The sequence below is a fragment of the Amycolatopsis anabasis genome, assembly GCF_009765355.1.
GTDB classification, from domain to species: domain Bacteria; phylum Actinomycetota; class Actinomycetes; order Mycobacteriales; family Pseudonocardiaceae; genus Amycolatopsis; species Amycolatopsis anabasis.
The window spans coordinates 163,904-187,149 of sequence record NZ_VTHK01000003.1 but is presented as its reverse complement, the minus strand read 5'-3'; the positions used below and the strand labels follow the sequence as shown (position 1 = coordinate 187,149).

Annotated in this window: 20 protein-coding genes; 16 read left to right on the top strand and 4 right to left on the bottom strand. The window is 71.7% G+C overall.

The features are described from left to right. The first annotated feature begins 116 nt into the window (after positions 1-116). Genes FXO23_RS04980 through FXO23_RS04970 form a run of 3 tightly spaced genes read left to right on the top strand, consistent with a single transcriptional unit; the run spans position 117 to position 3,432 of the window. Positions 117-401 (top strand): hypothetical protein, encoded by a 285-nt coding sequence (locus FXO23_RS04980; RefSeq protein WP_158881213.1) that lies wholly within the window; start codon positions 117-119, stop codon positions 399-401. Further along, positions 401-2,908 (top strand): WXG100 family type VII secretion target, encoded by a 2,508-nt coding sequence (locus FXO23_RS04975; RefSeq protein ID WP_158881211.1) that lies wholly within the window; start codon positions 401-403, stop codon positions 2,906-2,908. Before FXO23_RS04980 ends, FXO23_RS04975 begins: the two co-directional genes overlap by 1 nt. 29 nt (positions 2,909-2,937) lie before the next feature. Continuing rightward, positions 2,938-3,432, top strand: a complete 495-nt coding sequence (locus FXO23_RS04970; RefSeq protein ID WP_158881209.1) for a hypothetical protein — start codon at positions 2,938-2,940, stop codon at positions 3,430-3,432. An 82-nt stretch (positions 3,433-3,514) separates the two neighbouring features. Here the strand turns inward: FXO23_RS04970 and FXO23_RS04965 are convergent, their stop codons facing one another. Beyond that, on the bottom strand, positions 3,515-4,342 hold the full coding sequence (locus FXO23_RS04965) for a poly(ethylene terephthalate) hydrolase family protein (protein ID WP_158881207.1): 828 nt from the start codon (positions 4,340-4,342) through the stop codon (positions 3,515-3,517). A gap of 293 nt (positions 4,343-4,635) precedes the next feature. On the opposite strand from FXO23_RS04965, the gene glmS reads away from it, so the two are divergent. The 13 genes from glmS to tsaE all read left to right on the top strand — a co-directional run bounded on the left by glmS (position 4,636) and on the right by tsaE (position 19,595). After that, positions 4,636-6,498: a glutamine--fructose-6-phosphate transaminase (isomerizing) gene (glmS, locus tag FXO23_RS04960; RefSeq protein WP_158881205.1), complete on the top strand. Its 1,863-nt coding sequence runs from the start codon at positions 4,636-4,638 to the stop codon at positions 6,496-6,498. Positions 6,499-6,520: 22 nt separating this feature from the next. Further along, positions 6,521-7,975 carry an NAD(P)H-hydrate dehydratase gene (locus tag FXO23_RS04955; protein ID WP_158881203.1) on the top strand — a complete coding sequence of 485 codons (1,455 nt, stop codon included), beginning with the start codon at positions 6,521-6,523 and terminating at the stop codon, positions 7,973-7,975. Between the two features lie 250 nt (positions 7,976-8,225). Continuing rightward, the gene (locus FXO23_RS04950) at positions 8,226-9,677 is read left to right on the top strand and encodes an extracellular solute-binding protein (protein WP_158881201.1); all 1,452 of its coding nucleotides are present in this window, start codon (positions 8,226-8,228) and stop codon (positions 9,675-9,677) included. Positions 9,678-9,679: 2 nt separating this feature from the next. Next, the gene (locus FXO23_RS04945; RefSeq protein ID WP_158881199.1) at positions 9,680-10,612 is read left to right on the top strand and encodes a carbohydrate ABC transporter permease; all 933 of its coding nucleotides are present in this window, start codon (positions 9,680-9,682) and stop codon (positions 10,610-10,612) included. After that, positions 10,609-11,508 (top strand): carbohydrate ABC transporter permease, encoded by a 900-nt coding sequence (locus FXO23_RS04940; RefSeq protein WP_158881197.1) that lies wholly within the window; start codon positions 10,609-10,611, stop codon positions 11,506-11,508. The genes FXO23_RS04945 and FXO23_RS04940 overlap by 4 nt, the downstream gene beginning before the upstream one ends. Before the next feature lie 13 nt (positions 11,509-11,521). Beyond that, positions 11,522-12,547, top strand: a complete 1,026-nt coding sequence (locus FXO23_RS04935; RefSeq protein ID WP_158881626.1) for an NAD(P)-dependent alcohol dehydrogenase — start codon at positions 11,522-11,524, stop codon at positions 12,545-12,547. Then, positions 12,540-13,349: a DeoR/GlpR family DNA-binding transcription regulator gene (locus FXO23_RS04930; protein WP_246256913.1), complete on the top strand. Its 810-nt coding sequence runs from the start codon at positions 12,540-12,542 to the stop codon at positions 13,347-13,349. The genes FXO23_RS04935 and FXO23_RS04930 overlap by 8 nt, the downstream gene beginning before the upstream one ends. Before the next feature lie 4 nt (positions 13,350-13,353). Next, positions 13,354-14,352 (top strand): zinc-dependent alcohol dehydrogenase family protein, encoded by a 999-nt coding sequence (locus FXO23_RS04925; RefSeq protein WP_158881195.1) that lies wholly within the window; start codon positions 13,354-13,356, stop codon positions 14,350-14,352. Positions 14,353-14,354: 2 nt separating this feature from the next. Next, a complete protein-coding gene (xylB, locus tag FXO23_RS04920) occupies positions 14,355-15,785 on the top strand; it encodes a xylulokinase (protein WP_158881193.1) in 1,431 nt (476 codons plus the stop codon). A 4-nt stretch (positions 15,786-15,789) separates the two neighbouring features. Continuing rightward, complete coding sequence (locus tag FXO23_RS04915) at positions 15,790-16,878, top strand: ABC transporter ATP-binding protein (RefSeq protein ID WP_158881191.1); 1,089 nt, start codon at positions 15,790-15,792, stop codon at positions 16,876-16,878. Positions 16,879-16,906: 28 nt separating this feature from the next. Then, complete coding sequence (gene alr / locus FXO23_RS04910) at positions 16,907-18,031, top strand: alanine racemase (RefSeq protein ID WP_158881189.1); 1,125 nt, start codon at positions 16,907-16,909, stop codon at positions 18,029-18,031. 17 nt (positions 18,032-18,048) lie between these two features. After that, positions 18,049-19,134 carry an alpha/beta fold hydrolase gene (locus FXO23_RS04905; protein ID WP_158881624.1) on the top strand — a complete coding sequence of 362 codons (1,086 nt, stop codon included), beginning with the start codon at positions 18,049-18,051 and terminating at the stop codon, positions 19,132-19,134. After that, positions 19,131-19,595, top strand: coding sequence for a tRNA (adenosine(37)-N6)-threonylcarbamoyltransferase complex ATPase subunit type 1 TsaE (gene tsaE, locus FXO23_RS04900; protein ID WP_158881187.1), 465 nt, complete (start codon positions 19,131-19,133; stop codon positions 19,593-19,595). The genes FXO23_RS04905 and tsaE overlap by 4 nt, the downstream gene beginning before the upstream one ends. A 15-nt stretch (positions 19,596-19,610) precedes the next feature. On the opposite strand, the gene FXO23_RS04895 is transcribed toward tsaE, so the two are convergent. From FXO23_RS04895 to FXO23_RS04885, 3 genes are all read right to left on the bottom strand, one after another. After that, the gene (locus tag FXO23_RS04895; RefSeq protein ID WP_158881185.1) at positions 19,611-20,021 is read right to left on the bottom strand and encodes a hypothetical protein; all 411 of its coding nucleotides are present in this window, start codon (positions 20,019-20,021) and stop codon (positions 19,611-19,613) included. A gap of 319 nt (positions 20,022-20,340) precedes the next feature. Further along, a complete protein-coding gene (locus FXO23_RS04890) occupies positions 20,341-21,684 on the bottom strand; it encodes a carboxyl transferase domain-containing protein (protein ID WP_158881183.1) in 1,344 nt (447 codons plus the stop codon). Continuing rightward, positions 21,677-23,134: an acyl-CoA synthetase gene (locus tag FXO23_RS04885; RefSeq protein ID WP_179956686.1), complete on the bottom strand. Its 1,458-nt coding sequence runs from the start codon at positions 23,132-23,134 to the stop codon at positions 21,677-21,679. The genes FXO23_RS04890 and FXO23_RS04885 overlap by 8 nt, the downstream gene beginning before the upstream one ends. Between the last annotated feature and the right edge of the window lie 112 nt (positions 23,135-23,246).

The window sequence follows — 23,246 nt, the reverse complement described above, 5'->3', positions numbered from 1 at the left end:
CAAGTGCGACGGCACCACATGCCGCTCGCGTGCGTCGAACCCTCCGAAACGCACAGCCGAGACCTCGAGACAGGGGGGCCTTCACGGTGGCAGGGCAGACCGCTGACACGGATGCGATGGCGAACGCGTCCAAGAAGATCACCGGCTTCGCCGAGGATCTCGCGGACGACAGCAAGGAACTGGGCAAGAGCAAGATCACCGCGAAGGAGTTCGGCCAGGCCCCGTCGCACGGCGACCACGCGAAGGACTACAGCGCCGGGGTGAAGATGCTCGATGACTCGGTGAAGGGTTTCGGCAAGGCGTTGACCGGTTTCGCCGGGAACATCGCCTCCGGTGGCAAGACCTACGCCAACAACGAGCAGGCCCAGGCGAACGCCGCGAACACCGCCGGGAGTCAGTGATGGCCAAGACATGGGCCGAGGTCAAGGCGATCTGCGACGACCCGGCGGTGCCGGCGTCGCAGAAGATGATGCTGCTGAGCAGCTTCCAGCGGGAAAACGGCTACGCCTTCGGGATGATCGACCCGGACAAGGCGCCGCAGGACGAGTTCCAGAAGTACGCCAAGGCGTACAACGCCAACCCGATGTTCGGCGGCCAGTCGACCGACGACGCGTACAAGGCGGCCAAGGAAGCGGGCGATCAGGCCAGCTACAACGACCGCGAGCAGAAGAAGGACATCGACGCCGGGAACCAGAAGCTCAAGAACGCGCAGCCGCCGGGGCCCGACGGCACCGGCACCAAGACGTCCGACGAACTGCTCGACGCCGCCGCGCCTTCGCTGAAGCTTTTCAAGGACTTCCTCCCGCTGCTGGCCGAGGTGCCCGAAGACTGCCGGGGCCGGACCAAGGCGCTGGCGTTCGAAACCGACATCCAGAAGCGGTTCGACGAGCAGCGCGGCATCAGCTTCGTGGAGTTCTTCAACGACGCCAAGGACTTCACCGCCGGCGCGACGAATGTCCGCAACACGCTCAAGGACACCCAGGGCCAGCTGACCACGCTGTTCCAGAGCTGGACGGGGAAGGCCGCGGAGGCGGCCCGCGACCACTACAACGAGAAGATCAGCAAGCCCGCCGAGGAGCTGGCGGGGAACCTCGACGGCGCCGCGAAGGCGAACGGGATCGCGATCGACGCGGTCTACCGGCTGGTCAAGGGCAAAGCGGACGCGATCTCCCAGAAGTACACCCCGTACGTCGGCAAGGCGGACAAGGCGATGGCGAAGACCGTCATCGAGATCGCCAACGGCAAGCACGCGGGCAAGGACGAGCTTGGCCGGGTCGCCGGGTGGATGGACGTCAACTTCGGCACCAACCTGGTCGAGACGCTCAACGACGACGGCTGCTGCGATGACGACGACATCATCGAAGAGGGCAAGCGGCTGTCGAAGCAGTGGATCCAGAACCACTTCAACCCGGACCTCTGGGACAACCACTACCTGAGCTTCGACAAGACGTGCAAGGACACGCTCGAGCTGGTCAACAAGGCCTACGACAAGCTCAACGAGGTGATGAGCGACATCGAGAACGATTTCGCCAACGCCGAGACCGGCCCCGGTCCTGGGCCGGGACCCGGACCCGGGCCTGGCCCCGGCCCCGGCGGTGGTCCTCCCGGCGGCGGTGGTCCTCCTGGTGGGACGGCCCCGGCCGCGACCGACCCGCCGAAGCCCGCGGACGGGATGAACCCGGTCACCGGGAAGCCGCTGGAGGTCGACCCGGAGACGGGCGAGCCGTACCCGATCGACCCGAAGACCGGCGAAGCCATCAAGGACGCCGGGGACGATCAGGACAAGATGACCGTCCAAAAGGGCGACAACAAGATCACGATGACCGAGCCGGACAAAGACGGCAAGATGGACATCACGGTCGACGATGGCAAGGGGAACCCGAAGGACTACAAGCTCGACTTCGGGGACGACAAGGACAAGCCCGAGGGCGCGGACGGCAAGGGCGACTTCGGTCCGCAGGGTTCGCAGGATCCCGCCAAGGGGCCGGACGGGGAGAAGGTCTACAAGCCCGGTCCGGACGGCAAGATCCACATCGAGGACGGCAACCTGAAGATCACCGCCGAGCGGCCGGAAGGGCCGGACGGTCCCACGGTTGTCACGGTGGACGACGGCACCGGCGAGCCGACCACTTACACCCTCGACGAGGAGGACAAGGGCGACAAGGGCGCCGACGGCAAGGACGGCGACGCCAAGGACTCCGACGGCAAGTCCCCGCTCAAGGACGAGGTCGGCACCCCGAAGACCGACGACCTCCAGGGCCAGCCGGCCCCGGGGAACCCGAACCTGGACGGCGTGACCACCATGCCGGCCCCGGCCGACGGTGGGTTCGACGCGCCCGGCGGGATCGACGTCGACGGCGCCGGTGGCGGCGCGCCGGGTACCGATCCCGGTGCGGCGGCCGGTGGTGACGGGGGCGCGGCCGGTGGCGAGGGCGGGGCCGCGGCTCCGCCCGGGCAGGCGACCGAGCCCGCGGTGTCGGCCGGTGCCGGTGGCGGATCCGATCCGTTCGCCTCCGGTGGTTCGCAGGGGGCGTTCGGCGGTTCGCTCGGGGACACGTCCTCGCTGGACGCCGGTGCCCAGACCGGTTCCGCGGTCCCGCAGCCCGCGCACGCGGGGGCGGCTCCTCCGCCGGGTCTCGCCGCGGCCCCGGGCGGCGGCGCCGACCCGTCCGCGATGGCGGGCCAGCAGGGCGCGGCCGCCGGTGGCATGGGCGGTATGGGTGCGATGGGCGGTATGCCGATGATGGGCGCCATGGGTGGCGGCGGCGGTGGCGGTGGTGGTGACCAGGAGCGCGGCTCCAGCCAGTACCGCGTCGACGGCGGCATTTTCGAGACCAGCGGTGCCGGGGGCAGGATCAGCGGCTCGCTGGACGAAGAGGGCGACCGGTCGATCCGGTACGACCGGTGAGGCGTGCGGTCGCGGGCTGAGGAGAGCGGATGAGCGTACAGGACCGAGTGGCGGCGATGCAGGCCGCGATGGACGGCCTGGTCCGGGAGCAGGCGGACCGGCAGGCGCTGACCGATCGGAAGGGCGAGGAGATCAAGGCCCAGTCCGAGGAGTACATGCGCAAGCAGGTGCAGGCGGCGGAGCGGTACGTCGAGCATCGCCGGGAGCTGGGCCGCCGGCAGAAGGAAGCGGGCGGCTGGGCGACCGAGAAGACGCTGGCCGACAAGGATCACACCATCGGCTTCGGCTTCGAGGACGACGACAAACCGGCCGAGGAGTTCACCGGGTACGCCCCGCCGGCCTACGGGGATTCGCCGCGGACGGAACGGGCCGCGCCGCCACCGGCGCCCGCCGCACCGCCCGTGCCCGAGCAGGCGGAGACGACCCAGTCGACCCCCGCGCCGCCGCCCCGGCGTGGACGCCACTCCCGCCGGGAGGACAACTTCGACGAGGACGACTTCTCGAACAACAGCTGGCTGGACTGAATCCCCTTCCCAGCCACCAAACCCGGGCCCCGGTGCTCTCGTTTAGCGGGCTAAACGAGAGCACCGGGGCCCGGGCATGCGGTCAGGCGGGGACGGGCGCGTCGTCGGCGGTGGTGTCGAGTTCGACGGCCGCCTTCTTCGTGTCCCATTCCAGCAGGGGGCGGTAGGTGTCCTTGCCGGTGAGGTGCGTCAGGAAGAACGCGGTGAACAAGGCCCGGACCAGGCGTTGGGTGGCGTAGCGGGGCTTGCCCTGCAGGAGCAGCTGGCTCCAGTGCCGCCCCTCGGTGACGGCCAGATGCGTCGACTTGGCCAGGGTGCGCAGCTGCACCGGACCGGCCCAGGCGTTCGCGATCGCGGCGGCGTGGCCGACGGCTGGGGCGACGAGGTCCTCCGCGGCGGCGAGGTGCAGGCCGGGCACGGTGACCTTGCGCGCGGCCTCGGTCGCCGCGGGGAACGTCTGCGCGGCGCTGACCGTGGCGACGGCCCGGACGCGCGGGGCGCCCTCGGCGGCCGCGGCGAGGACGGCGGCCCCGCCACCGGTGGAGTGCCCGGCGAGCGCGAGCTTGTCCGGGTCGACGCTGATCCCGTCCGGGCCGAGCCGGACACCGGTGACGACGGACAGCGTGTCGCGCAGATCCGAGGCGAACAGGCGATGCGAGGGCAGCGGGCCGCGCTGGGTGGCCGGGGCCGCGGTGACGAAGCCCCAGCTGGCCAGGTGCCGCAGCAACCCGTGGTAGCGGCCCGGGGGTTGCAGCCAGCCGTGCCCGAAGGCGATGGCCGGCAGGTTCAGGCCTTTTTGCGGGGTGAACACCACGCCGGGCAGCCCGACCAGGGCGAGGTCGCCGCGCAGCACGTCGTGCGGTCCGGGGTGGGACAGCTCCTGAAGCAGCTCCTTGGGCTTGCTGGCCATGCGGGTGACCTTACTGCCCACCCGCCCCGCGCGGCCCGCCGAACTCGTTTAGCGGGCTAACCGTGCCCCGCCCCCGACCCCGGACCGGGGGTTCTCGTTTAGCCCGCTAAACGAGAACCCCCGGGCGCGTTTCCGTTGGGTGACGGGGAGTGCTCTCGTTTAGCGGGCTAACTGAGGACATCGCCGGGGGGCGACGCAGGTCGTAGGGGTTGGGTGGGGAGGGGCGCGTGGGTGTGCGGGGGTAGGCGCGAGCCGGGCGAGGGCGTCGCCGGGGCGTCGTTACGCTGGAGGGTGTGTGCGGAATCGTGGGATATGTCGGACACCGGCAGGCGCTCGACGTAGTGCTCGGTGGCCTCCGGCGGATGGAGTACCGGGGCTATGACTCGGCCGGGGTCGCGGTGCTGGACGGCGCCGGGGCGCTGACCGTGGAGCGCAAGGCGGGCCGGCTGGCGAACCTGGAGGCCGAGCTCGACGTCACCGGCCGGGCGGCCTTCACCGGCACCGCCGGAATGGGCCACACCCGCTGGGCGACCCACGGCGCTCCGATCGACCGCAACTCGCACCCTCACCGGGACGCCGCCAACCGGGTCGCCGTGGTGCACAACGGCATCATCGAGAACTTCGCCGCGCTGCGCGCCGAGCTCGAGGCCGACGGCGTCGAGATGACCAGCGACACCGACACCGAGACCACCGCCCACCTGATCGCGCGCGCCTACGCCGACGGGGCGACCGCGGGTGACCTCGCGGCCAGCGCGCGCGCCGTCTGCCGCCGCCTCGAGGGCGCGTTCACCCTGGTCGTCACGCACGCCGACGAGCCGGACCAGATCGTCGCCGCGCGCCGCTCCTCACCGCTCGTGGTCGGCGTCGGCGACGGCGAGCACTTCGTCGCCTCCGACGTCGCCGCGTTCATCGAGCACACCCGCGACGCCGTCGAACTCGGCCAGGACCAGCTCGTGGTCATCACCCGCGAGGGTTACGAGGTGACCGACTTCACCGGCGAGCCCGCCCAGGCGAAACCGTTCAAGGTCGACTGGGACCTCTCCGCCGCCGAGAAGGGCGGCCACGAGTACTTCATGCTCAAGGAGATCGAGGAGCAGCCGGAGGCGCTCGCGAACACGTTGCGCGGGCACTTCGAATCCGGCCGGATCATCCTCGACGAGCAGCGCATCTCCGACCAGGACCTGCGCGACGTGGACAAGGTCTTCGTCATCGCCTGCGGTTCGGCCTACCACTCCGGGCTGGTCGCCAAGTACGCGATCGAGCACTGGTGCCGGTTGCCGGTCGAGGTCGAGCTGGCCAGCGAGTTCCGGTACCGGGACCCGGTGCTCGACCGCGACACCCTGGTCGTCGCGGTGTCCCAGTCCGGTGAGACCGCGGACACCCTGGAAGCCGTCCGGCACGCCCGCGAGCAGAAGGCCCGCGTGCTGGCCGTCTGCAACACCAACGGCGCGCAGATCCCGCGCGAGTCCGACGCGGTGCTCTACACCCACGCGGGCCCGGAGATCGGCGTCGCCTCCACCAAGGCGTTCCTCGCCCAGATCGTGGCCAACTACCTGGTCGGCCTGGCGCTCGCGCAGGCTCGCGGCACCAAGTACCCGGACGAGGTCGCCCGCGAGTTCGCCGAGCTGGAGGCCATGCCGGCCGCCGTGCAGAAGGTGCTGTCCACTGTGGACAAGGTGCGCGAGCTGGGGCGCGACATCGCCGACTCCAAGGCGGTGCTGTTCCTCGGCCGGCACGTGGGCTTCCCGGTGGCGCTGGAGGGCGCGCTCAAGCTCAAGGAACTCGCCTACATGCACGCCGAAGGCTTCGCCGCGGGCGAGCTCAAGCACGGCCCGATCGCGCTGATCGAGAACGGCCTGCCGGTGGTCGTGGTGATGCCTTCGCCCAAGGGGCGCGCGGTGCTGCACGCGAAGCTCGTCTCCAACATCAGCGAAATCCAGGCGCGGGGTGCGCGCACGATCGTGATCGCCGAGGAGGGCGACGAGACCGTGCGTCCGTTCGCCGACGAGCTGGTGGAGATTCCCGCGGTGCCGACCCTGCTGCAGCCGCTGGTGTCCACGGTGCCGCTGCAGGTGCTGGCCGCCGAGATCGCCCGCACCCGCGGGTACGACGTGGACAAGCCGCGTAACCTGGCGAAGTCGGTGACGGTGGAGTAGGAGAGCAGACCGGAGGCGCCGCGTGCAGGGGATCTGGACCACCGATCGGATTCGCGCCGCGGAGGAACGGCTGCTCGCCGTCACGCCCGAGGGTGCGCTGATGCATCGGGCCGCGTTCGGCGTTTCGGTCCGGGCCGCGGAAATGCTCGCCGAGCACACCGGCGCGGTCTCCGGTCGCCGGGTCACCTTGCTGGTCGGCGCCGGGAACAACGGCGGCGACGCGCTGTGGGCGGGCGCCTTCCTGCGCCGCCGCGGCGCCGGGGTGACCGCCGTCCTGCTCAAACCCGACCGCGCGCATCCCGCCGGGCTCGCCGCCTTCCGCCGCGCCGGGGGCCGGATTGTGTCCGTAAAGGACAGTCCTCAGTGGATCGAGCGGGCGGATCTGGTGATCGACGGGATCGTCGGGTTGTCCGCTCGGGGACCGTTGCGCGCGGACGCCGCGGAACTGCTCGAGCACCTCGCGGCGCCGGTGCTGGCCGTCGACCTGCCCAGCGGCGTCGACCCGGACACCGGGGTCGTGTCCGGGCCCGCGATCCAGGCCGCCCGGACGGTGACCTTCGGCGCGCGCAAACCGGTGCACGTGCTCAACCCGGAGCGGTGCGGCCCGGTCGACCTGGTGGACATCGGGCTCGGTCCCGAACTCGGCGAGCCGGACCTGCGGCGGCTGGACGCCGTCGACGTCGCCGCCGCGTGGCCGGTGCCCCGGAGCACGGACGACAAGTACAGCCAGGGCGTGGCCGGGATCGCCGCCGGTTCGGCGACCTACCCGGGGGCGGCGGTGCTCGCGACCGGGTCGGCGGTGCTGGCCACGTCGGGTCTGGTCCGGTACGCGGGGCCGGCGGCGGACGCGGTGCGGGCCCGCTGGCCGGAGGTCGTCGCGACGGGTTCGGTGACCGACGCGGGCCGGGTGCAGGCCTGGGTGGTCGGGCCGGGCATCGGCACCGGGCACGAGGGCCGCGAAGTGCTGCGGCACGTGCTGGAGGCTGGGGTGCCGGTCTGCGCGGACGCGGACGCGACCACGATCATCGCGAAGTCGCCGGAGATCCTCGACGCGCGGGATCCGGACACGCCGGTGGTGCTGACCCCGCACGCCGGGGAGTTCGCGCGGTTGACCGGGCACGAGCCGGGGGAGGACCGGGTCGCGGCCGCGCGGGAGGCGGCTCGCCGGTTCGACGCGGTGCTGCTGCTCAAGGGGCACAGCACGGTGGTCGCCGCGCCGGACGGCCGGACGCTGGTGAACGTGCCGGACGGGTCGTGGCTGGCGACGGCCGGATCCGGCGACGTGCTGTCCGGGTTGATCGGCGCGCTGCTGGCCGGTGGGCTCGACCCGTGGCTGGCGGCGGGCGCGGCGGCGTACGTGCACTCGCTCGCGGCCGGCCGGGCCGCACGGGGCACCCCGGTGTCCGCCTCGGGCATCGTCGACGCGCTCCCCGACGCCATCCGGGCCGTCCGTTCCCTGGACCCCACCCGCGGCTAGCCCGCCGAACCCACCCGAATCCCCGCCTGACCAGGGGCTCTCGTTTAGCCCGCTAAACGAGAAGCGGTGCCTCGGCATGCCTGGATGCCTGCTTGACCAGGGGCTCTCGTTTAGCCCGCTAAACGAGAACGCGGAGGGTAGCGAGGAAAGTTATCGAGTTATGTGTTAACAAGGGTGGGGTTGTCTGGTAAGAATGAGCCGCGTCACAACGGGGGCCTGGCCATTCGGAGGAGACATGACGGGAGTACGCATGCGTCGGGGGCTCGATCGGCGGTCCGTGTTGCGGGGCGCGCTCGCCGGCGGGGCGGCCCTCGCGGCGGGCGGCCTGCTGTCCGCGTGCGGCGGTCGTGCCGACGTGGCGCGGCTCGCCACCGACGACCGCTGGCGCCAGTTCGCCGGGACCACGCTCAACTTCGTCTCGGAGAGCACCGCCCCGACCGCGGCGATCGCCGCGAACCTGAAACCGTTCCAGGACCTCACCGGGATCAACGTCAACATCGTGACCCTGGAACTGTCCGCGATGACCCAGAAGGTCGCCCTCGACCTGGCCGGTGGCGAATCGCAGTACCAGCTCATCTACGCCGACCCGTACAACGTGCTCGCGCCCTACGCCAACGGCCTGGCCGACCTCAGGGAACTCGCCAGCGACCCGACCCTGCCCCCGCTCGAGGGCGGGTTCGGCGACTTCATCGACACCCAGCTCGACGCCGCCGGGAAGTTCGGCCCCGGCGGCGAGATCTTCGCGATCCCCTACGACTGCCCGACGATCATCTGGCAGTACCGCGCCGACCTGTTCGCGAAATACCACGATCGGATGGGCGAGGACCTCGGCTTCGACCCGACGCCCGGCCTCGACCGGACCTGGGAGGAGTACTTCCGGATCGCGAAGTGGTTCAACGACAACGCCACCGAGACCCCGTTCGGCACCGGCCACCAGGCCAAGCAGCACGGCTCGCTGATGTGCGACTTCTCCAACGTGCTCTGGGCCTACGGCGGCGACTACTTCGAGCACGGGGACGTAGTCGGCCGCCTCGGCGCCCGCGACCCGGGCCCCTGCCAGCTCGGCAGCGAGCAGGCCATCGCGGCCGCCGAGTTCTACCACCGGCTCATCTCGATCGCCGATCCGTCCTCGACCAGCTGGGACTGGAACGGCCTGAGCCCCGCCTTCCGCGCCGGGCGCTTCGCCATGTGCCCCGACTGGCACGAGAACGCCGCCGGGAACGAGGAGGCGCTCGCCGGGAAGATGGGCTACGCCCCGCTGCCGAGGGGCCCGGTCCGTTCGGCCAACCACTACGGCGGCACCGGCATCTCGATCAGCGGCAACACCCTGCCCAACGAACGTAAGGCCGCCTGGCTCTTCGTGCTCTGGTCCACCTCGGTCCAGACCCAGCTCGACGACCTGAAGAGCTCGGTCGGCGGCGGGACGCCCACGCGCAAATCGGTCTACGAACTCCCCGAGGTCAAGGCCGCCCAGCGGCGACCCTCGCCGATGCCGAACATCCTCACCGCACCGGTGATGGAGCAGGCGTGGGCGCCGGAGAACATCGGCCTGCGCCCCAAGGTCCCGATGTGGAACGAATGCGAGACGACGATCTACACCCAGCTGTCCCGGATGCTGGCCGGTGACCTCTCGCCCGCCGAAGCCATGCGGGAAACCGCGAAACGGATCGACCGGATCACCGCTCGAGGGTGGGTGAACTGAGTATGAGCGCGATCATCGAGATCGGCCGCGAAGCGCCTCCCGCGAGCCGTCCGAAGCCCCGGAAACCCAAGCGCCGCTTCGGGTTCCACGGCGCCATGATGACGCCCGGCATGCTGCTGCTCGCCGCGCTGTCGATCGTCCCGTTCCTCACCGTCATCGTGATGAGCTTCTCCCGCGTGCGGCTGCTCGGCGGGGTGGCCTTCGAAGGCGCCGGGCTGACCTACTGGGCGCGCCTGGTCTCCGACGTCGACCTGTGGCTGCAATGGGTCCGCACGATCGTGTTCTTCGTGCTCACCGTCGGCCTGGAAATGGGACTCGGCCTGCTGTTCGCGCTGTGCCTGTGGAAACTGCTCAAGGCCCGCAACCTCGCACTCACCCTGTTCCTGCTGCCGATGTTCGTCGCGCCGGTCATCGTCGGCCTGCTCGGCCGCTTCCTCACCGATTCGACGTTCGGCCTCTACACCTGGCTGCTGCGGCTCGTCGGCTACGACGGCGAGATCCTCGGCGGTCAGACCACCGCGTTCGCCGCGGTCGTCGCGATGGACGTGTGGGAATGGACGCCGCTGATCACGCTCATCGTGCTCGCCGGGCTGACCGCGGTGCCGCTGAGCGTCCGCGAGGCCGCCTCGATCGACGGCGCGAGCGGCGCCCAGATGCTGCGCCACATCATCCTGCCGTCGATCTCCAGCGTGCTCCTGGTCGCGCTGCTGATCCGTTCGATGGACGCGATCCGCTACTTCGACATCATCGCGGTCACCACGAACGGCGGCCCGGCCGACGCCACCAAGGTCGTGCCGATCCGGTTGTACGAAACGGCTTTCCGGTTCTTCGACCTCGGCTACGCGGCCGCGATCGGGCTGGTGATGCTGGTGGTGACCGTTCTGATCGCGCGGGCGTTCGTCCGGGTGCTGGACAAGAAGGGACTGACCCGATGACCACCGCCACCGAACAACTCCGCGGCGCCCCGGTGGGCAAGCAGAGCGCCGACGTCAGCCCGGTGGAACGCGGCTCCGGCAAGGTCAAGGTCGCGGTCCGGGTGATCGTCACCCTGGGTCTGCTGTGGACACTCGTCCCGCTGGTGTGGATGGTGCTGTCCTCGTTCAAGTCCGAATTGGACGTGACGGCGGCGGAACCGAAGTTCCTGTTCGGCCCCACGCTGGACAACTACCGCCGCCTGTTCAGCGGCGCCAACAACCTCGCGCCCTACATCCTGCACAGCGCGCTCGCCGCCGGGCTTTCCTCGGTGCTCGCGGTCGTGCTCGGCGCGCTCGCCGGATACGGGCTGGCGGGCACCAGGATGCGCGGCAAGAAGCACGTGGCGTTCTGGATCATCTCCACCCGGATGGCGCCGATCGCGGTCGTGGTGCTGCCGCTGTTCCTGCTCTTCCGCGGCGCCGGGCTGATCGACAGCGTCCCCGGCCTGGTTCTCGCCTACCTGACGTTCAACCTGCCGTTCGCGATCTGGCTGATGAGCGCGTTCTTCGCCGAGGTGCCGCCGTCGGTCGAGGAGTCGGCGCTGGTCGCCGGATGCACGCGCTGGCAGGCGTTCTGGCACGTCGTGCTGCCGCTGACGAAATCCGGCCTGGTGACCACGTTCGTGCTGTGCCTGGTGTTCTCCTGGAACGACTACGCGTTCGCGCTCGTGTTCGGCGGGCCGCATTCGCAGACGCTGCCGATCGCGGCGGATCAGCTGGTCACCCAGACCGGGATCGACTGGGGCCAGCTCACCGCGATCGGCACTATCGTGGTGTTGCCGATGATCGTCGCCGGGCTCGCGGTGCGCCGCTGGCTGGTGACCGGACTGACCCTGGGAGCGGTGACCGGTGAGTGACCTTCCGGAGACGATGAAAGTCTCGGTGCTGAACGGAATCCACGACGTGGTGACCGAGCGGCGGCCGGTGCCGGTGCCCGGTCCGGACGAGGTGCTCATCCGCGTGCAGGCGGTCGGCACCTGCGGTTCGGACGTGCACTACTACGAGCACGGCCGGATCGGCGACCACGTGGTGCGCGCGCCCCTGGTGCTCGGGCACGAACCGAGCGGCGTGGTCGTCGGCCGGGGCGCGAACGCGGCGAAACACGAGACGGGACAACGGGTCGCGCTCGAACCGGGCGTGCCGTGCTCGGTGTGCGAGCAGTGTTCCCAGGGCCGGTACAACCTCTGCCCGCGCATGCGGTTCTTCGGCACCCCGCCGATCGACGGCGCGTTCTGCGAATACGTGGTGCTGCGCGAGGATTTCGCCTACCCGGTGCCGGATTCACTGTCGGACGAGGCCGCCGGGCTGCTGGAACCCCTGTCGGTCGGCGTGTGGGCCTGCCGCAAGGCGCGGGTGGGCCCGGGTAGCCGCGTGCTGATCACCGGCGCCGGGCCGATCGGCCTGGTCGCCGCCCAGGCGTCCCGGGCGTTCGGCGCGACCGAGGTCGTGGTGACCGACGTGAACGCCAACCGGCTCAAGGTCGCCCGGGAGGTCGGCGCGACCGGAACCGTGGACGTGTCGGCCGGGAAGCTCGCCGACTCCGGCTACGAACCCGACGTCCTGCTCGAATGTTCCGGTGTCGGCGCAGCGGCGGCCGAGGCGATCCGCCAGGTCGGCCGCGCCGGGCGGGTCGTGTTGATAGGGATGGGCGGCGACGAGATCCCGCTCCCGCTGGCCCACGTCCAGGGTTTCGAGCTCGAGGTGACCGGCACGTTCCGCTACGCCAACACCTGGCCCACCGCGATCGCGCTGGCCGCCGGCGGCGAGATCGACCTGGACCGCCTGGTCACCCACCGGTTCGGCCTGGACGAGGTGGAACGGGCGCTGACCGTCGCCGCGCGGGACACGACCGTCATCAAACCCGTGGTGCTGCCGCAGGAGGCGCGCGTTGGATAGCGCGCGCCGGACCAGGCCGTCGGACGCCGAGGTGGAGCGGCGGCGGCAGGATGTGCTGCGCCAGGTCATCGAACAGGGCGAGATGCGCATCGACGAGCTCACCACGCGGTTCGGGGTGAGCCTGATGACCATGCACCGCGACCTCGACGACCTCGCCGAACGGCGGCTGCTGCGCAAGCTGCGCGGCAAGGTCGCGGCGTATCCGGCGCTCACCATGGAAACCGCGAAACGGTTCCGCGAGGGGCTGAACCGGGACTGCAAGGAGGCGCTCGGCGCCGTCGCGGCCGCCGAGGTCCGGGCCGGGCAGACCGTGTTCCTGGACGATTCCACCACGCTGTTTCCGTTGGCGCACCGGCTTTCCCGGCTCGACGGGCTGGTGGTGGTCACCAACTCGCTGGAGATCGCGCGGATCCTCGGGGGCGAGGACGGGACGGCCGAGGTGATCCTGCTGGGCGGCCGCTACACCGAGTTCGACTCGTGCATCGGCCCGGACACCATCGCCGCGCTGGACAGGACGCACGCGGACATCGGGTTCGTCTCGGCGACCGCGATCGCGGGCGGGCGGCTGTACCACCCGGTGCGCGACTACGCCGAGCTGAAGACCGCCGCGTTGCGCGTGGCGAGCCGGAACGTGCTGGTGGCCGACCATTCGAAGTTCGGCAAGACCGCGACCTACGGGCACGGTGACGTGGGCGCCTACGACCTGGTGATCACCGACGACGAGACGCCGGACGAGGAAATCGGCGCCATGCGGGAGATCGGCACGCGGGTCGTGGCGGCCGAAGGGAAACCGAAAGGGTGAAGTCATGCGCGCGGTCGTGATCGAGGAACCGGGCAAGGTCTCGGTGTCCACTGTGGACGACCCGGCGCCCGGGCCCGGGCAGGTCGTGGTCGAGGTGTCGGCGTGCGGGATCTGCGGCACGGATCTGCACATCGTGGACGGCGAGTTCGCGCCGACGCCTTACCCGATCGTGCCGGGGCACGAGTTCGCCGGGGCGGTCGCCGCGCTCGGCCCGGGCGTGACCGGGCTGGCCGAGGGCGACCTGGTGGCGGTCGACCCGTCCCTGTTCTGCGGCGCCTGCCACTTCTGCAAGATCGGCCGGGGCAACCTGTGCGAGCGGTGGGGCGCGATCGGGGTGACCACCGACGGCGCCTGCGCGCGGTACGCGCTCGCGCCCGCGGCCAACTGCTACCCGCTGCCCGCGGGCGTGGACGTGGCCCAGGCGGCGCTGATCGAACCGCTGTCCTGCGCGGTGCGCGGGTTCGACCTGCTGCCGCGCCGCCTCGGCGAGCACTACCTGATCTACGGCGCGGGCACCATGGGGTTGCTCATGCTGCAACTCGCCCGCCACGCGGGCGCCGGTTCGGCCTCGGTCGTCGACCTCAACGCCGACCGGCTGGCGACCGCGAAGAAACTCGGCGCCGACGCGGTGGCGACCGGCGCCGACGACCTCGACCGGCCGCAGGGCTGGGAGGTGGTCATCGACTGCACCGAGGTGGTCGCGGCCATCGAGGACGCGCTCACCCGGGTCCGCCGCGGCGGCACCTACCAGCAGTTCGGGGTGGCGCCCGCCGAGGCGACCGCGAGTTTCTCGCCGTTCCGGGTGTACCACGACGAGATCACCATCGTCGGGAGCATGGCCGTGCTGCACAGCTACGGGCGCGCGGTGGAGCTGATGGGGCGGGGCGTGGTGGACGCGGACACGATGATCAGCCACGCGTTCGGCCTTGACCGGTACCCGGACGCACTGGACATGTTTCGCGCGAGCTCTGGACGCAAGCTGCAAGTCCAGCCAGGCTCGTGACCATGGACCGCCAGGTGCTCGTGGCCGGGGTGGACTCGTCGACGCAGTCCGCCAAGGTCGTCGTGTGCGACGCGCGCACCGGCGACGTCGTGCGCGGCGGCCGGGCGGCGCATCCGGACGCGACCGAGGTCGCCCCGCGGATGTGGTGGCGGGCGTTCACCGAAGCCGCGGACGGCCTGCTCGACGGCGTCTCGGCGATCGGGGTCGGTGGCCAGCAGCACGGCCTGGTCACCGTGGACGCCGAAGGCGCGGTGGTGCGGCCCGCCTTGCTGTGGAACGACACCCGTTCGGCCGCCGCCGCCGAGGAGCTGGTCGCCGAGCTGGGCGGGCCGAAGGCGTGGGCCGAGGCGGTCGGTTCGGTGCCGGTCGCCAGTTTCACGGTCACCAAACTGCGCTGGATGGCCGAGCACGAACCGGAGCTCGCCGACCGGGTCGCCCGGGTGCTGCTGCCGCACGACTGGCTGACCTGGCGGCTGCTCGGCGGCGGCGCGGAGCCGGTCACCGACCGCGGGGACGCGTCGGGCACCGGCTACTACTCGCCCGCGGACGGGGTCTACCGGCCGGACCTGCTGGCGCTCGCGTTCGGCGGGCGGACCCCGGAACCGCCGAAGGTGCTCGGGCCCGCCGAGGCCGCCGGGCACACCCCGGACGGCGTCCTGGTGTCCGCGGGCACCGGCGACAACATGGCCGCCGCGCTGGCGCTGGAGATCGGCGCGGGGGACGTGGTGGTGTCGCTGGGCACCAGCGGCACGGTGTTCGGGGTGGCCGAGACCGCGGCCGCCGATCCGACCGGCACGGTCGCCGGATTCGCCGACGCCACCGGCCGGTTCCTGCCGCTGGCGTGCACGCTGAACGCGGCACGGGTGCTCACCGCGACGGCCGGGCTGCTCGGTGTCGACCTCGCCGGGCTGGACCGGCTCGCGCTGGCCGCCGAACCCGGCGCGGGCGGGCTCACGCTGCTGCCCTACCTGGACGGCGAGCGCACGCCGAACCTGCCGGAGGCGAGCGGATCGCTGTCCGGGCTGCGGCGGGCGAACATGACGCCGGAGAACGTGGCGCGCGCGGCCGTCGAGGGCATGCTGTGCGGGCTGGCCGCCGGGATGGACGCCGTGCGAGCGCACGGCATCACGGTCCGGCGGGTGCTGCTGATCGGTGGCGCCGCGCAGTCGGCCGCGGTGCGGGCCGCGGCGCCGATCGTCTTCGGCGTTCCGGTGGTCGTGCCCGAACCGGCCGAGCACGTCGCGCTCGGCGCGGCGCGGCAGGCGGCGTGGGCGCTTTCCGGAGGCGGCGAACCCCCGCACTGGCAGGGAAGCACTCGAGTCGAGTTGGATGGGCCCGGCGACGGCGAGATCGCGGCGGGCGAGCGGATCCGCGAACGGCATTTCGCGGCCCGCGAGAAAGAGCACAGCGTAGTGCGCACAGGAGAGGAATAACCCGATGGCCACGATCACCTATGACAAGGCGTCGCGCCGGTACCCGGGCGCCGAGCGGCCCGCGGTCGACGCGCTCGACCTGGAGATCTCCGATGGCGAGTTCCTGGTGCTGGTGGGGCCGTCGGGCTGTGGCAAGTCGACCAGCCTGCGCATGCTCGCCGGGCTGGAGGACATCGACGAGGGTTCGGTGTGGATCGGCGACCGGGACGTCACCGAGCTGCCGCCGCGGGCGCGGGACATCGCGATGGTGTTCCAGAACTACGCGCTGTACCCGCATATGACGGTCGGCGAGAACATGGGGTTCGCGCTGAAGATCGCGGGCAAGCCGAAGGCGGAGATCAAGAAGCGGGTCGCCGACGCGGCGAAACTGCTGGACATCGAAGACTTCCTGGACCGCAAGCCGAAGGCGCTGTCCGGCGGGCAGCGGCAGCGGGTCGCGATGGGCCGGGCGATCGTGCGGGAACCGCAGGTGTTCCTGATGGACGAACCGCTGTCCAATTTGGACGCCAAGCTGCGGGTGTCCACCCGGACCCAGATCGCCGCGCTGCAGCGGCGGCTCGGGGTGACGACGGTGTACGTCACGCACGACCAGGTCGAGGCGATGACCATGGGCGACCGGGTCGCGGTGCTCTCGGACGGTCTGCTGCAGCAGTGCGACACCCCGCGCGCGCTGTACGAGCGGCCCGCGAACGTGTTCGTGGCCGGGTTCATCGGCTCGCCCGCGATGAACCTGTGCCCGGCGACGCTGACCGAGGGTGGTGCGGTGCTGTCGGGGACCCCGGTGCCGCTGCCGCGCGAGGCGATCGCCGCGCTCGAAGGCGATTCAGTGACGCTCGGTTTCCGGCCGGAGTCGCTGGAGCGCATCGAGGCCGGGACCGGGGGCATCGCGGTGACCGTGGACCTGGTGGAGGAGCTGGGCTCGGACGCGTACTGCTACGGCCGCCTCGCCCAGGACGGGGAGGCCGAGGGCGCCACGATCGTGGCCCGGGTCGACCCGCGCACCCCGCCCGCCATGGGCGACACGCTGCACCTGCGGATCCGCCCGGACGAACTGCACGTGTTCTCCGCCACAACCGGCCAGCGGGTTCCCTAATTCCCGGCGTGGGAGAATCGCCTGCGTTATGAATGGTGATCTCCCGCGCGTGGAAACGGTCATCGACCTGCACGCGATCCGCCACAACCTGGCCCTGCTCGCTGCCCGGGCGACCGGGTCCGGCGCCGCGACCATGGCCGTGGTCAAGGCCGACGCCTACGGGCACGGCGCGTTGCCGGTCGCGCGGGCCGCGGTCGAGGCGGGCGCGAGCTGGCTCGGCACGTGCTCCCTGGACGAGGCGCTCGAGCTGCGCGCGGCCGGGATCACCGCCCGGCTGTTCAGCTGGCTGGACACCCCGGGCGTCGACTTCGCGCCGGGGATCGCGGCGGGCGTGGACCTGGGGGTCAGCTCGCCCGCGGAACTGGCCCGGGTGGCCGAGGCGGCGAGCCGGGCGGGCGCCCGGGCCGCGGTGCACCTCAAGATCGACACCGGGCTGTGCCGCAACGGGTGCCCGCCGCCGGGCTGGGCCGCGCTGTGCAAGGAAGCCGCGGCCGAGCCGGACGTGGACGTGGTGGCGATCTGGTCGCACCTCGCGTGCGCCGACGAACCGGGGCACCCGTCGATCGACCGGCAGGCCGAGCGGTTCGCCGCGGCCTACGACGTGGCCCGGGAGGCGGGCCTGGATCCGTTGCGGCACCTGGCGAACTCGGCCGCCACGCTGACCCGGCCGGATCTGCACTTCGACCTGGTGCGCCCGGGGATCGCGATGTACGGGCTGAACCCGGTGCCGCAGGCCGAGGATCTGCGCCCGGCGATGACGTTCCGCTCGCAGGTCGTGCTCACCAAACGGATCGCGGCGGGCGAGTCCGTCTCCTATGGACACACCTGGACCGCGCCGCGGGACACCACGCTGGCGCTGGTGCCCGCCGGATACGCCGACGGGGTGCCGCGCACGCTGTCCGGGCGGATGAGCGTGTGGCTGGACGGCAAGCGCCGCCCGGTGGCCGGGCGGGTGTGCATGGACCAGCTGGTGGTCGACTGCGGCGACGACGAGCCCGAGGTCGGCGCCGAGGTCGTGCTGTTCGGCAACGGCGCCGGGGGCGGGCCGACCGCGCGGGAATGGGCGGACACCCTGGGCACCATCGACTACGAGATCGTGACCGGGATGTACCGGCCGCGGGTGCGGCGGCGCTACCTGGGGGAAACCGGGTGACCGGGCCGTCGCGCCGCCTGCTCGCGATCGCCGGGGGGATCGGCGCGGTCGCGACCGGGACCGCCGCCGCGGCGATCGCGATCGCCACCCAGCAGCGGCGGCACCACGAGGATCCGCTGCGCGACGAACCGCTCGGCACGCTGGACGCGGACCGGACGTCGACCGTGGCCGCGGACGACGGCACGCCGCTGGCGGTGTCCGAGATCGACCCGGAGGACGGCGGCCCGGCCGAGGTGACCCTGGTCGGCGTGCACGGGTTCGCGTTGTCCCAGCGGAGCTGGCACTTCCAGCGGCGGGATCTGGCCGCGCTGCGGCTGCCCCGGGTGCGGCAGGTGTACTACGACCACCGCGGGCACGGGCTGTCCGGTCCGGCGACGCAGGAAACCAGCACGATCGAGCAGATGGCCCGCGACCTGGACGCCGTGCTGCGCGCGGTCGCCCCGGACGGTCCGATCGTCCTGATCGGACACTCGATGGGCGGCATGGTGATCATGGAGCTGGCCGAGCGGAATCCGGAGTTGTTCGCGGACCGGGTGCAGGCGGTGGCGCTGATCGCGACCGCGGCCGGGGAGGTCGGCGCGCGGGGGTTGCCGCGTTCGCTGCTGTCGAAGTACAACCCGCTGACCCGCGGCGTGGGCGGGCTGGCCGAATGGCAGCCGGGGCTGGTGGAGTTCGTGCGCGCGGCGGGTGGCCAGCTGACCAGGCAGGCGGTGCGGCGGCTGGCGTTCGGGGACCGGGACGTGAGCCCGCGGCTGGTGGACTTCATGCTGGAGATGCTGGACGTGACGCCGGTGCGGGGGCTGGTGAACTTCGTGGACACCCTGGGCAGCCACAACCGGTATGCCGCGCTGGCGGGGTTGAAGCACGCGCATGTGCTGGTGATCGGGGCGGATTCCGACCGGTTCACCCCGTATTCGCACGCCGAACGCATCGCGGCGGAACTGCCCGACGCCGAACTGGTGCGGGTGCGCGGCGCGGGGCACATGGTGCAGCTGGAACAACCCGAACTGGTGAATTCGCATCTGATCGATCTGTTGCAACGCGCGTGCGGGGTGGACGGGATCGTGCCCGCGCGCCGAGTCTGGTGGTGGCCACGCCGATGAGTTACGAACTGCGGACCGAGGACGACACCGTCGCGTTCGGCCGGGAACTGGGGCGTTCGCTGCGCGCGGGTGACCTGGTGCTGCTGGCCGGGCCGCTGGGCGCCGGGAAGACCGTGCTGACCCGGGGGATCGCGGCGGGGCTCGGGGTTTCCGGGCGGGTGAGCTCGCCGACGTTCGTGCTGGCGCGGGTGCATCCGGCGGGGGAGCGGGGCGTGCCGCTGGTGCACGTGGACGCCTACCGGCTCGGCGGGGACCTGGCGCAACTGGACGACCTGGACCTGGACACCGATCTGGAGGCGTCCGCGGTGGTCGTCGAATGGGGCGAGGGGGCGGCCGAGCGGCTGTCCGCGGACTACCTGGTGGTCCGCCTGACCCGCCGCGACGACGACGTCCGCCTGGTCACCCTCGAACCGCACGGCACTTGGACGGACCGGTTGGCGGGGGCGCGGCCGACGGGCTGAACGCGCCCCCGCTGGTCAGCAGGTGACGTACCTGGCGCCGATCGGCGGCTGCTCCTCGAGGACCGCCCACACCGCGAGGCAGCGGCCCTTGGGCTCGAACGGCTTCGCCACGAGCCCGACGAAGAATTTGGCGACCGTGGGGCAGGCCGCGTTCGCCGGTGCCGGAACGAGCACCTGACAGCCCGCGGTGACCGCGGTCTCGCCGCCCGCCTTGGCGGTGTCGAAGAGGAACTGGGTCTCCTCCTTGCTGAAGGTGTGCCGGAACCCGGTCTCCTGGGCGGTGACCGGCGCGGAGAGGGTGAACTGACCGTTCTGCTCGGTGACCTGGACCGCCGGTTCGGTGGCCGCGGACGCGGCGCCCGCACCGGCGAACAGCAGGGACAACGAGGCGGCGGTCACGGTGAGGGCTCGTTTGGGAAAACGCATCCCATCTTTCCTTTCACAAGGTAGGTGTTTCGACACGTACCTCCTAGTACTTGAACAACTGTCGGGGCAAGAGAAAACGAGGGACCATTTCCGCCGATGTCTCGAACGCGTCAGTTTGCGAACGCGAGGTGACACAAGGTTTCCGGTGATCGGTACGCGCGAAGATCTCGGAAAGACGGCGCCCTGCCGGGAAAAATGGGGAAGGTTCGGAAGGTGTGAATGGTCCCTTCATCGCGCAAGGGGGACCCCCTATTTCAAACATACCGCGCGGCACCGACGTTTTCGGTGCTGGCCGGTGCGGGACAGTTCGCCGGTCTGGTCAGGGATTCCGGTGGGGAGCGACAATTCCTTCGGCGACACCGAGTTCGACGACATCCTGCGGCCGCAACCGCAGCTGGTTCGCGATCGAGGGCACCTCGGCCGCGTCGCGTTTCAGAATGGCGGCGGTCGCCTCCGGGGAGGTGACCGAGAAATAGCTGTCCGGGGTGACCCAGGTCCGGCCCGGCGCGGCCAGGGCCAGCGCGCCGCCGGAGCCGCCTTCGCCGACCACCAGCGTGGTGACCGGTACCCGCGCCTCGGCCACCGCCGCGAACACCTCGCCGATCGCCCCACCGGCGCCGGAGCGTTCCGCGGCGGCGTCGTTCGCGGCGCCCGGGGTGTCCACCAGGGTCAGCACCGGGATGCCGAGCCGGTCGGCGAGCCGGAAGAGCCGCGCCATGGTCCGGAACCCCGCGGGCAGGGTGGCCGTGCCGCGCTGCGCGGCGTACGCGACCGTCTCACCGCCGCGCGAACCGAACCCGCACGTCACCCCGGCGTCCACCGCGCCGCAGCGGTCACCGCCGATGTCCTCGCGCCAGTCGAAGTAGGCGTCCAGGTAGGCGTCGGCGCGCGGTCGCTCTGCCGAGCGGGCCCGCCGCACCGCGTCCCAGCCGGTCGCGGGCGTGCTCGCCGCGCCGAGCGCCGCGGGCGGATCCGCCGGTTCCCGGCGTGCGCGGGTGAGCAGGGTCAGCCACCGCCGCAGCGATTCGGCCAGTTCGCCGGTCGGCACGATCCGGTCGACGTGCCCGGCTTCGAGCTGCGCCTCGGCGGTGTAGGCGTACGGATCCCCGGGCGGGCGGACGCGGGAACCGGCGAAGCCGATCTGCGCCCCGGGCAGCGCCAGGACGACGTCGGCGCCGCTGCCGAGGGTGGCCCAGCCGCCGCCGGTGGTCGGATCGCGCAGCACCGAGATCTGCGGGAGCCCGGCCGCGCGGGTCAGCGCGGACTGCCGGGCGACGCGCTGCAACTGCGACAACGCCCGCATCCCCTCGTACATCCGGCTGCCGCCGGTGGCGATCAGCGACACCACCGGCGTCCGCGCCTCGCGCGCCCGGGTGAACGCGGCCTCGATCCGGTCGCCGGTGCGCCCGCCGAGCGAACCGCCGAGGAAACCGAACTCGAACGCGATCACGGTCGCCTCGACGTCACCGAACTTGCCCGTCCCGCACACCACCGACTCGGGTTCACCGGTGCGCTCGGCCGCCCGTCGCCGGGCTTCGTCGTAACCGGACCATCCGATCGGACCGTCTACTGTGGACTCGTCGTGACCGGGAGTGACGAACTCGGTGAAGCCGGACGTCACCGCGTCGATCACCGCACGGGCCGGGAGGCGCGGATCAGGCATCCAGTGCCCGTTTCAGGACCTTGCCCATATCGTTGCGGGGCAACGAATCCAGGTACCGGACCACGCGTGGCCGCTTGTGCGGCGCGAGCAGCCGGGCGACGTGCTCGGCGAGTTCGTGCTCACCGGGACGCTCCCCGGACGGCACGACCCACGCGACGATGCGCTCGCCGAGGTCCGGATCGGGCTCGCCGGTCACCGCGACTTCGGCGACGCCGGGATGTTCCAGCAACGCGTTCTCGATCTCGCCGGCGCCGATCTTGTAGCCGCCGCTCTTGATCAGGTCGGTGGCCTTGCGCCCGACGATCCGCAGGTAGCCGTCGGCGTCGCGGGTCGCCATGTCGCCGGTGCGGAACCAGCCGTCGACGAACACCTCGGCCGTGGCGTCGGGGCGGTTGAGGTACTCGGTGAACAGGTTCGGGCCGCGCACCTGGATCTCGCCGACCGTCTCCCCGTCGCTGACCTCGACGGTCGCGCCCGACTCGTCGACCAGGCGGACCTCGACGCCGCGCACCGGCAGCCCGACCGTGCCCGGTTTGCGCTCGCCGTCGGCGCGCACGCTGGTGTTCATCAGCGTCTCGGTCATCCCGTACCGCTCGACCACCTGCTGGCCGGAAGCCGCGGAGATCCGCTGGTGGTCGTGCACCGGCAACGCCGCCGAACCGGAAACCAGCAGCCGGGCCGCGCCGAGTGCCCGCGCGAGCTCGGGGTTGCCGGCGACCTCCTCGGCGATCCGGTGGTACATCGTCGGGACGCCGAACATCATCGTCCCGGCGCCGGACAACTCAGCGGTGACCGCGTCGATCGAAAATCGCCCGAAATGACGAACCGTGCCGCCGCGGCGGAGTGGGCCGAGGATGCCGAGGATGAGGCCGTGCACGTGGAACAGCGGTAGCGCGTGCACGAGCACGTCGTCGGCGGTCCACTGCCAGGCGTCCTCGAGCGCGTCCAGCGTGCTGGCGATCGCGCGGCGGGGCAGCACCACGCCCTTGGGCGGGCCGGTGGTGCCGGAGGTGTAGACGATCAGGGCGGGGGCCTCGGGACCGGGTTCGGCGGGGAGCTCGCCGCCCGCTTCGCCGGTGAGGCCGACGTCGTGGCGGGGCAGCGCGGCCAGCGGCTCCGGCAGGGCGACCCCGGGTTCGGCGAGGACCAGGGCCGGGGCGCTGTCGGCCACGATGTGCGCCAGCTCGCGTTCGCCGATCTTGGGGTTGACCGGGACGGCCGGGATCCCGGCGAGCAGCGCGGCGACCACCGCGACGCTGGTGTGCAGGGTCGGCGTGGCCCACACCGCGACCCGCGGCGGCCGATCCGCCGGGACCGGGATCGCGCGCAGGTCACCGGCCAGGGCGCCGGCGACCTCGGCGAGTTCGGAGTAGGTGAGGCCCCGGTCGCCGAAGCGCAGGGCCTCCTTGGCCGGTCTCGCCGCCAAGGCCGGGAACAACCGCTCTGCCACCTCGCGCCTCCTCGGTTCTCGGGTGCCGATCATGCCCAGCCTAGGCCGGACGGCCCCGGCCCTGGCGTGACCGAACCCACACCGGATGCCACCTACCCGGGATCCCCTGCGG